This window comes from Streptomyces sp. GbtcB6 (assembly GCF_019091475.1).
In the GTDB taxonomy this organism is placed as follows: Bacteria; Actinomycetota; Actinomycetes; order Streptomycetales; family Streptomycetaceae; genus Streptomyces; species Streptomyces hyaluromycini.
On the sequence record NZ_JAGXJL010000084.1, the window covers coordinates 21892 to 28937 of the forward strand.

The 7046-nt window shown below is 71.9% G+C and carries 8 protein-coding genes; 6 read left to right on the forward strand and 2 right to left on the reverse strand.

Features of this window, described 5'->3' with window-relative positions:
* Positions 1-3: 3 nt before the first annotated feature.
* On the reverse strand, positions 4-1098 hold the full coding sequence (locus KVT45_RS51410; RefSeq protein ID WP_217561385.1) for an acyl-CoA dehydrogenase family protein: 1095 nt from the start codon (positions 1096-1098) through the stop codon (positions 4-6).
* The gene (locus tag KVT45_RS51415) at positions 1095-1511 is read right to left on the reverse strand and encodes a nuclear transport factor 2 family protein (protein WP_254648591.1); all 417 of its coding nucleotides are present in this window, start codon (positions 1509-1511) and stop codon (positions 1095-1097) included. The genes KVT45_RS51410 and KVT45_RS51415 overlap by 4 nt, the downstream gene beginning before the upstream one ends.
* Positions 1512-1667: 156 nt before the next feature.
* Between KVT45_RS51415 and KVT45_RS51420 the strand changes: the two genes are divergently transcribed.
* From KVT45_RS51420 to KVT45_RS51445, 6 genes are all read left to right on the forward strand, one after another.
* A complete protein-coding gene (locus KVT45_RS51420) occupies positions 1668-3779 on the forward strand; it encodes an ABC transporter permease (protein ID WP_217561387.1) in 2112 nt (703 codons plus the stop codon).
* On the forward strand, positions 3757-4470 hold the full coding sequence (locus KVT45_RS51425; RefSeq protein ID WP_308311133.1) for an ABC transporter ATP-binding protein: 714 nt from the start codon (positions 3757-3759) through the stop codon (positions 4468-4470). Before KVT45_RS51420 ends, KVT45_RS51425 begins: the two co-directional genes overlap by 23 nt.
* Positions 4467-5186: an ABC transporter ATP-binding protein gene (locus KVT45_RS51430; protein ID WP_217561389.1), complete on the forward strand. Its 720-nt coding sequence runs from the start codon at positions 4467-4469 to the stop codon at positions 5184-5186. The genes KVT45_RS51425 and KVT45_RS51430 overlap by 4 nt, the downstream gene beginning before the upstream one ends.
* Entirely contained in the window at positions 5183-5608 is a 426-nt protein-coding gene (locus KVT45_RS51435) for a hypothetical protein (RefSeq protein WP_217561391.1), read from the forward strand. Before KVT45_RS51430 ends, KVT45_RS51435 begins: the two co-directional genes overlap by 4 nt.
* Entirely contained in the window at positions 5583-5891 is a 309-nt protein-coding gene (locus tag KVT45_RS51440) for a hypothetical protein (RefSeq protein ID WP_217561392.1), read from the forward strand. The genes KVT45_RS51435 and KVT45_RS51440 overlap by 26 nt, the downstream gene beginning before the upstream one ends.
* A 21-nt stretch (positions 5892-5912) precedes the next feature.
* The coding region (locus KVT45_RS51445) for an amidohydrolase family protein (RefSeq protein ID WP_217561394.1) at positions 5913-7046 on the forward strand (1134 nt) is incomplete at its 3' end.

A 7046-nucleotide genomic window follows, 5' to 3' on the forward strand; every position in this document is an offset into this window, starting at 1 on the left:
GTGTCACTCCTTTCCGAGGCCCAGGAGGCGGCGGGCGACGATATTGCGCTGGATCTCGGCGGTGCCGCCGTAGATGGAGGCTGCTCGGGAGTAGAGGAAGCCGGTGCGCCATGCGGCGTCCTCGGCCAGTTCGACCACACCGGGCAGGAGGTCACGCGCGGTGTCGAAAAGCCGTTGCTCGGCGGTGGCCAGGAGGATCTTGTCGACGGACGTCTCCGGCCCGAGCCGCCCGCCCGCCGCCAGCGCCCGCTGGGTCGAGGCCGACCGGCAGCGCACGGTGTGCAGGTCCAGCCAGGCGGCGCCGAGAGCATCGGCGTCCGCCTCGCAGCCGTCGGCCAGAAGACGGTCCAGGGTGGCGTAGAGGTGGGCGATACGGTGCCAGAAGCAGGTGGACCGTTCGTGCGGCAGCAGGTCCATGGCCAGCTGCCAGCCGTCGCCGGGCCCGCCCAGCATGCGATGCGCCGGGACGCGCACGTCGTCGAAGAAGACCTCGGCGAACTCGTCGACACCGTGCATCGTGCGCAGCGGCCGTACGGTGATGCCGGGGTGATCCATGTCGACGAGGAAGGCGCTGATCCCGGCGTGGCCCGGCCCTCCGGTGCGGGCCAGCAGGACACAGCGGGCCGCGTACTGCGCGAGGCTCGTCCACACCTTCTGGCCGGACACCACCCAGGCGTCCCCGTCGGGCACCGCCCGGGTGGACAGCGAGGCCAGATCGCTGCCCGAGCCCGGTTCCGAGAAGCCCTGGCACCACTGCTCCCGGCCCGACAGCAGCCGTGGCACCATCTCGGCGGCGAGCGCGGGCGGTGCGTAGTCCACGACGGTGGGCACCAGCACCTCCACCATGGACCAGATGCCCGGCTCCGCCAGTGCCCGGGAGGCGACCTCCTCGCCGAGCACCGCGCGCAGTGCGCCGCTCCCACCGAGTCCGCCGACCCGGCGCGGCCATCCGTACCGCATCCAGCCGGCATCCCACAACGCCCCGCGTACCCGGTTCAGTTGAGCGACCTGGGCATCGAGGGAGTCGTCGGGCGGCGGCGTCAGATCGTGGTGGTCCAGCCAGTCCCGCAGGCCCTGCCGGAACTCGTCGACCGTCATGGCCGCGAGCGTTCGAAGGCGTGCGGGCGGCCCGAGTCGTGGACACCGCTGCGGCGGATGAACGTCATGGAACGGGTGCGCAGCCGCCATCCCGCCGGGGTGCGGACGTAGGAGTCGTTGTAGTACCCGATGCGCATCCGGTGCTCGGTGTGCTCGACGAAGCACAGCGGCTGGGTGCCGGCAGCGGTGTCGCCGTCCAGCTCGACTACCGGTGTGCCGACGAGGAAGAGGCCCTTGGGAGCGGCGGCGATCAGCGCCGGGAACTCGTCCAGCGGGTAGGTGTCGCCGAACGCGCTGTAGCTGCCGTCCGGGGTGAAGACGCCGAGCACCCTGTCCACGTCTCCGCGGGTCATGGCGACCGCGTAACGGGCGAGGAGCTGCTGGATCTCCATCAGGTCGTCGGTGGCACTCAAGGGGCCTCCATGGTGACTGAGGTGAGAACGGCGTTCTCGAAATCGAGTATCACGCTTCCATGAGTGACGGGCGCCGTCAACGCCGCAGCCCCGGGAAGGAACTTCCCCTTGTGCGAATGGTTGATTCTCCATTAGTGAGAAGCTAGTTTCCAACCCATGGATCAGTTCCTGGCCTTCACGGTGGTGGGCCTGAGCACTGCCGCCATCTACGCCGTGATCGGTAGCGGTCTGGTGCTCACCCACACCACGGCCGGAGTCTTCAACTTCGCCCACGGCGCGGCCGGGATGCTCGCGGCCTTCGCCTACTGGCAGCTGGCCGTCGGCTGGGGCTGGCCGGTGCCGGCGGCCCTGGCCGCCGTGCTCCTTGTCCTCGCTCCCGCCTTCGGCCTGCTGGCCGAGCGCGTCCTGATGCGCCCCGTACAGGCACTCGGGGAGGCCGAACGCCTCGTCATGACGGTCGCGCTCCTCACCGGATGCATCGCGCTCGCCCGCTGGGTCTGGGATCCCAACACCCCCCGCCCGCTCGCCGCGTTCCTCGCCGGCGAACCCGCCCTCCGCCTCGGACCGGCCGTCGTCACCTGGCACCAGGCCATCACCATGGCGACCGCGCTCGCCATCGCCGGCGGCCTGTGGTTCCTGCTCCACCGCACCCGGGCCGGCACGGAGATGCGCGCCTCCGTGGACGACCGCGCCCTCGCCGGGCTGACCGGCGCCGACCCGCTGCGCGCCGGCCGGCTGGCCTGGGTGCTCGGCATCCAGCTCGCCGCCGTCGGAGGCATCCTCATCGCCCCCACCGTCGCGCTCGACGCACAGCAGCTCTCCCTGCTCATCGTCAGCGCCTACACTGCGGCCGTCTTCGGACGGCTGCGCAGCCTGCCCCTCACCTTCCTCGGCGCGGTCGTCGTGGGCCTCCTGGAGGCCTACCTCGCCGGCTATCTGCCGCAGAACGACTACCTGCCCGGCCTGCGCCTGGCCGCCCCCGCCCTGCTGCTCCTCCTGGCCCTGCTCGCCTTCCCGCACCGCCGGCTGCCCGGACGCGACCGCACCCTGGTCCGCGTACCGCTACCGGGCAGGCGCGGCGGCCTGGTCCTGGCCGGCTGCGTCCTGGCCGTCGCACTGGTGCTGGTCAGCGTGCTGAACGAGAACGAGATCATCTCGTACGGCACCCTCTTCCCGCTCGGCGTGATCGTCCTGTCCTATGTGCCGCTGGCCGGATACGCCGGTCAGATCTCCCTCTGCCAGCTGTCCATCGCCGGGATCGGCGCGGTGGTGTGGGGGCACCTCGGCGCCCACGGCGCACTGTGGGCGCTGCCGGTCGCCGTCCTCGTCGCGGCGGCCGTCGGAGCCCTGGTCGCCCTGCCCGCGCTGCGCCTGTCCGGCATCTACCTGGCGCTCGGCACCGTCGCCTTCGCCACCGTCCTCGACCGGTGGATCTTCACCCTGCCGGCCTTCCACGTCCTGGGTGTGCGCATCACCCTGTTCGATCAGGGCTCGGTCTCCGTGACCGGCCCCCACCTGTTCGGCCTGCGCCTCACGTCCCCGACCGAACTGGTGCTGTTCTCCGCCTTCTGCCTGGCCGTCACCTCGCTCGGCGTGGCCGCCCTGCGCCGCGGCCGCTTCGGGCGCCGCCTTGTCGCCCTGCGGGACAGCGAGGCCGCCTACGCCACCCTCGGCGGACGCCTGCTGGCCGCGAAGGTCGCGGTCTTCGCCCTCTCCGCCGGCATCGCGGGACTGGGCGGCGCGCTCTACGGCATGCAGCTGCAGACGGTCACCGCCGACCAGTTCAGCCTCGTCGCCGGACTGCCCGTCTTCCTGATCGCGGTGGTCGGCGGCCTCGGTTCGGTCGGTACCGGCCTGTTCACCGGACTCGCGTACGTCGTGCCCGTCCAACTGCTCGACGGGCTCGGCGGCTGGGCGCAGAACCTGCCCGCCCTCCTCGTCGCCCTCGCCGGCCTGGGCTTCGCCCACAGCCCCGCCGGCGTGATCGCGCGGCTGCGCGCCCAATGGACGCCGCTCGGCCACGACCGGCAGCTGCTGACGGCACTGCTCGGCGTGCTCACCCTGTGCTGGGCCGTCGCCGTCCTCGTCCCGGCCGGCGGCCGGCCGGCACTCGCCGCCGCCCTACTGGTGGCCATGGTCCTGCGCAACCGTGCCGCCGCACGAGCGGCGGCACCCGAGGACGTCCCGCCGGAGTGGTGGGGCGTACGCCGTCCCTGGCGGCCCGAGGACGGGGAGGTGCTGAGCCGTGCCACCGCTGCTGCAAGCTGACGGGATCACCGTCGCGTTCGGCGGGCGGCGGGCCCTGGACCGGGTGTCGCTGGCCGCCGAGGCCGGCCGGGTCACCGGCCTGATCGGCCCCAACGGGGCCGGGAAGAGCACGCTGTTCGACACCGTCTCCGGGCTCCGCCGCCCGCAGACCGGCCGGGTACGGCTCGACGGCCGCGACATCACCCGCGAGGGCCCCGCCCGGCGGGCGCGGCGCGGTCTGTCCCGGACCTTCCAGCACCTCGAACTCTTCGGCCGGCTCTCCGTCCGCGACAACCTCCTCGTCGCCGCCGAACTCGGACCCCGACGCCGTCACGCGGCCCGTACGGCGGACGAGGTCCTGGACCGCCTCGGCCTGACCGACACGGCCCAGGCCCCCGCGGACGCCCTGCCCACCGGCATCGCCCGCCTCGTCGAGGTCGGCCGCGCCCTCGTCCAGAGCCCACGCGTCCTGCTCCTCGACGAACCCGCGGCCGGGCAGGACGCCGAGGAGACCGAGCGCTTCGCCGACCTGCTGCGCTCCCTGGCGGCCGAGGGCACGGCGGTCGTCCTGGTCGAACACGACATGAGCCTGGTCATGGCCGTCTGCGACGACGTGTACGTCCTCGACCTCGGCCAGGTCGTGGCCTGCGGCCCGCCGGGCGAGATCCAGCAGGACGAGACCGTCCTCGCGGCCTACCTGGGGGAACCATGACCGTGAACGACAGCCCGCTGCTGGAACTCCGCGGCGTCCGCGCCGCCTACCACGGCATCACCGTGCTGCACGGTGTGGACCTGACCGTCGCCGCGGGCCAGGTGGTGGCACTCCTGGGACCCAACGGCGCCGGCAAGACCACCGTCCTGAAGGTCGCCGCCGGACTGCATCCGCCCAGCGCCGGGCACCTGCTGATGGGCGGCCGGGACGTCACCGGGATCCGCCCCGGCCGCCTGGCGCGCGCCGGGGTCTGCCTGATCCCGGAGGGCCGCGGTGTCTTCCCCAACCTCTCCGTCCGCGACAACCTGCTGATGATGACCTTCTGCGGCCGCGGCCGGGAGGAGATCGAGGAGACCGCGTACGACCGCTTCCCCATCCTCGCGGCCCGCCGCACCCAGCAGGCAGGAACCCTCTCCGGCGGCGAGCAGCAGATGCTCGCCCTCGCCCGCGGCCTGGTGACCGACCCCGCCGTGCTCCTCCTCGACGAACTCTCCATGGGGCTCGCCCCGTTGGTCGTCGCCGAACTGTACGAACTGGTCGCCGAGATCGCCCGGCAGGGCGTCGCGGTGCTGGTCGTGGAGCAGTTCGCCGCCGCCGTACTGAAGATCGCCGACCACGCCGCCGTCCTCGTCCGCGGCCGGATCCAGTGGCAGGGGCACCCCGACAGCTCCCTGCAGGCCGAACTGTCCTCCTACTACCTGGGGAGCCCCACATGACGTCGACCCCTGTGCCGGCCTCGCGGGCGGACCGGTTCATCCGTGAACTCGCCGAACTGAAGATCCCCGACCCCGCCGCGGCCCGCACCGCCCTCTGGCGCCGACTCGGCGGACTGCTCATGACCGCGGGCCTCGTACTCGGTGCCCTCGCCTTCCCCCTCGCCCACGCCACGGACGACTCGCTCGCGCAGGGCGACGCGCTCGCCCTCGGCCTCGGCGGCGTCACGGCGGCCGTGGTGGGCGGCGCCCTCTTCCTCCGCTACTCACTCACCGACTTCCTCCGCTTCTGGCTCGCCCGGCAGTCCTACGACCTGGACCGGCTGGGGGAGCGCCTCAGCGATCCCGCCGTCGCCGCGAAGACGGTCAACTCACCAGCACCAGAAGGAGAACCGAGCAATGGCGCTGCCCCCTCGCCCAGGTGACCAGCTCGCCTCCGCCACCTCCGCCACCCGGGTGATCGTCATCCGGGCCCCGGCAGGTGCGGAGGCTCCGATCGAGTGCGGCGGCGCCCCGATGATCCCGGCCCAGGGCGCGCCCGCCGCACCAACCGACGACGAGCCGTCCGGAACGCTGATCGGAAAACGCTACGTCGACGCCACCGACAGCCTCGAACTCCTTTGCACCGCCTCCGGAGCAGGCGACCTCACCTACGGCGGACAGCCGTTGCAGATCAAGGCGCCCAAGGCGCTGCCCGCCTCGGACTGACCCAAGCCCCAAGGAGCCCCCATGAACCGTGACGACATGATCCTCATCAGCGTCGACGACCACATCATCGAGCCGCCCGACCTGTTCGCGAACCACCTGCCGGACCGCTACAAGAAGGACGCCCCGCGCCTGGTCCACCGCGAGGACGGCAGCGACGTGTGGCAGTTCCGGGACAACAGCGTGGGCAACGCCGCGCTCAACGCGGTCGCCGGCCGCCCCAAGGAGGAGTACGGCATGGACCCGCAGGGCCTGGACGAGATCAGGCCCGGCTGCTACGACGTCGACGAGCGGGTCGCCGACATGAACGCCGGCGGCGTCCTCGCCCAGATGAACTTCCCCTCCTTCCCCGGCTTCTCCGCCCGCCTGTTCGCCACCGAGGACTCCGACTTCTCGCTCGCCCTGGTCCGCGCCTACAACGACTGGCACATCGACGAGTGGTGCGCCGCCCATCCCGGCCGGTTCATCCCGATGGCCCTGCCCGCCATCTGGGACGTCGAACTGTGCGCCCAGGAGATCCGCCGGGTCGCCGACAAGGGCTGCCACTCGCTCACCTTCCCGGAGAACCCGGTCCCGCTCGGCTACCCCAGCTTCCACACCGAGTACTGGGACCCGGTATGGCGTGCCCTGACCGACTGCGGCACCGTGATGAACCTGCACATCGGCTCCTCCGGCCGCCTCGCCGTCACCGCCCCCGACGCCCCGCCGGACGTGATGATCACCCTCCAGCCGATCAACCTCGTCCAGGCCGCCGCCGACCTGATGTGGTCCCGGGTGCTCAAGGAGTACCCCACCATCAAGATCGCCCTGTCGGAGGGCGGCACCGGCTGGATCCCGTACTTCCTGGAACGGCTCGACCGCACCTACGAGATGCACGCCACGTGGACCCTCCAGGACTTCGGCGGCAAGCTGCCCTCGGAGGTCTTCCGCGAGCACTTCCTCACCTGCTTCATCAGCGACCCGGTCGGGGTACGGCTGCGCAACGAGATCGGCATCGACAACATCTGCTGGGAGGCCGACTACCCGCACAGCGACCCCATGTGGCCGAACGCGCCGGAGCAACTGCACGAGGTGCTCACCACCTACTCCGTGACGGACGACGAGACCGACAAGATGTCCCACGGGAACGCGATGCGCTGGTACTCGTTCGACCCGTTC